Source organism: Bacillus sp. mrc49 (assembly GCF_002803435.1).
On the sequence record NZ_PHNG01000781.1, the window covers coordinates 1 to 2,610 of the forward strand.

Annotated in this window: 4 protein-coding genes; 1 reads left to right on the forward strand and 3 read right to left on the reverse strand. The window is 42.2% G+C overall.

Annotation, left to right across the window (positions count from 1 at the left end; translation table 11 throughout):
• Positions 1 to 137, reverse strand: a 137-nt coding sequence (locus CVN76_RS24390) for a nucleoside hydrolase (RefSeq protein WP_198512642.1), incomplete at its 3' end; no start/stop codon positions are given.
• Positions 138 to 396: 259 nt separating this feature from the next.
• Between CVN76_RS24390 and CVN76_RS24395 the strand changes: the two genes are divergently transcribed.
• Positions 397 to 579: a hypothetical protein gene (locus CVN76_RS24395; RefSeq protein ID WP_061143190.1), complete on the forward strand. Its 183-nt coding sequence runs from the start codon at positions 397 to 399 to the stop codon at positions 577 to 579.
• A gap of 82 nt (positions 580 to 661) precedes the next feature.
• Here the strand turns inward: CVN76_RS24395 and CVN76_RS32190 are convergent, their stop codons facing one another.
• Both CVN76_RS32190 and CVN76_RS24405 read right to left on the reverse strand, forming a co-directional pair.
• On the reverse strand, positions 662 to 2,389 hold the full coding sequence (locus tag CVN76_RS32190) for a glycine betaine ABC transporter substrate-binding protein (protein WP_100533389.1): 1,728 nt from the start codon (positions 2,387 to 2,389) through the stop codon (positions 662 to 664).
• A gap of 4 nt (positions 2,390 to 2,393) precedes the next feature.
• Positions 2,394 to 2,610 (reverse strand): CBS domain-containing protein (locus tag CVN76_RS24405; RefSeq protein WP_157805786.1); only part of this gene is annotated, 217 nt, incomplete at its 5' end.

The following is a 2,610-nucleotide window of genomic DNA, read 5'->3' on the forward strand; positions in this document are numbered from 1 at the left end:
CGAGTCGCATCCTCAACGGCCACATTGCCGAAGCAAGTCGTGAAACCGAGCACCTCCAATTCTGGGGAATGTAATGCGTATGCCATCGCCAGGGCATCATCAATTCCTGTATCAACATCGAATATGATTGGTTTCATTTTTTCCACACCTTCCTGATTCATTATGTACCCTGATTATTTCTTATGTAGCAAACAAACCTTATTCACAACTTTACCATTCCATAATATGCAGTGCCAGACAAAGGTGGACACGCCTATCATTTGACAATCGGTGATGGTCTTTGATGGTCTTGACTCATTATTATTGGAACAGCTAAAATTGTACATAATGACTGCATTCTTTAATCCGATACATGAAAAATGATGAACTTATGATAGTCAAGGTGGAAAAAACAATATGAAAATGTATAAGTTAATCAAAGAAGAATCCTTTGCGTACAAAAAAGGAACAAAATTCTTTTTGATTTCGCATTCCGAATTCATCGGTGTCAAAAGCTATGTGCTACTGGCTGAGGATTTACAAGGGAAGATTGAAGTAACGGAAGAAGAATTGACAGGCAAGTTCGTTTCCATCCATTGAGCCCCCTTCATTCACTTAACAGTCTGTAGCTTGTGATAACTAAAAAAATAGGGAATCTCTAATGAGATTCCCTATTTTTTACTTACTTTAAGTCTTCGATCGAATCGATATCTACATAATCAGGTACGACCAGACCATTTTTCGTTCCTTTTAAGTTTGGTCCAAGGTTGACCAAATCGGCTTTGTACTTATCATAGTACTCCATATGTGTACTTGGAAGCCAACCAGCCACCATGGCATCGGCACTTCCGTTTGCCACACCGGCAAACATTGGTCCCACCTCAACTTGGCTTAATGTTACGTCATACCCGTTTTTCTCCAGTACCTTGCCAATTACATTCGTGCTGGCAATTTCAGTATCCCAGGCAACATAAACCAATTTGATTTTTTTACCGTTTCCTGGCGCTGCACCCTTGGTCCATTTGGATACCTTGTCCTGATGTTCTTTTATCCACTTATCTGCTGCCTCTGAAGGAGTCATTCCTTCTGCAACATTAACCATTACATTTTCCATATCTTTCGTTTCCCAGTAGAATTGATCAAGAATTTTATAGGCCCCTGGCGCATCCTGTTCAAGACCTTTTCTGGCGATCGAATTGATATTTTCAGCTCCGCCGTATGCTTCATCCGGATCTTCGAGATATTTCAAGTCATATTTCGAGAACATCCAATGCGGTGTCCAGCCTGTAACGACGATTGGTTCTTTTTTATCGATTGCCTTTTTCAATTCAGCTACCATAGCAGCCGAAGATCCTTCGACAAGCTTCCAATCATCTAGCTTATAATCGGAAATAGCGGTTTTGGTTTGCTTCATTATTCCTGCTCCAGGTTCGATTCCGATGATTTCATAATTGGCTTTGGCAGCAAAACTGTTCTCATCGCCTTTCACACCCGTGTCTTTTGCAAACGTAGTGAATAGTGCAGTAGCGACCACGAGTATCGCAAGAACGATTACAATGATTTTTCTGCTAACGATGTGCTCGTAAGCCGGCTTACGAAGATTTTGCGTAATACGATCAAGAATGATTGCTATGATGACGATGGATAGTCCTGCTTCGAATCCTTGTCCTACATTTATTTGGCTGACAGCGCGGTAAACATCTGCCCCAAGTCCTGGTGCACCGACCAATGAAGCTGTAACGACCATGGAAAGTGCGAGCATGATGCTTTGGTTGACCCCTGCCATGATCGTCGGAGTGGCCAAAGGTATTTGTACCTTGATTAACTTCTGGCCACTGGTCGAGCCAAAAGCATCCGATGCTTCGATCAAATCATTGGGCACTTCCTGAATTCCAAGATTCGTCATCCGGATTGTCGGTGCGATTGCGAAAATGAATGACGCAATGATCCCCGGCACTACCCCTATTCCAAAGAATAATATCGAAGGAATCAAGTAAACGAATGCGGGCATCGTTTGCATGAAGTCCAAAATCGGGGTGACGATCTTGCGCACCGTATTATTTTGGGCGCACCATATCCCAATCGGTATCCCGATCAATATCGTTAGGAATCCTGACAATAGCACGATAGCCAGTGTTTGGATGCTTGATTCCCAATAACCAAGGTTATCGATCAATAGCAAGCTGATAAGTGTAAAGATTCCCAATGGCCATCTGCTTGTATAGGTAACCAGCAGGGTTAGCACTACAATCAATACGATGGATGGTCCGGCACTCATTACGTCGACAAGTATATTTAAAAGTCCTTCAATAACATTCGTAATCAGTGTAAATAACCCAGCAAATACAATAGTTATCCAATCCACTAAAGAATCGACCCAAGCTCCTAGTGGGATTTTCGGCATATTCATTGAATTATTCACTCTCCATTTCATTCAAGGAATCTTTATTACCTGCCAAGGCACCGATAACGGCACCGCGGAGAAGAATTCCTTTAATTCTTTTTTCATCATCTACGACAGAGATCGGCAAGCTTGACGTTGCCATCACGTCCATAAGGTTTCCTAGCAATTCATCTTCTTTGACGGTCGGGATATCCGTAGTCATCACTTCAGATATCGATTGATTATTG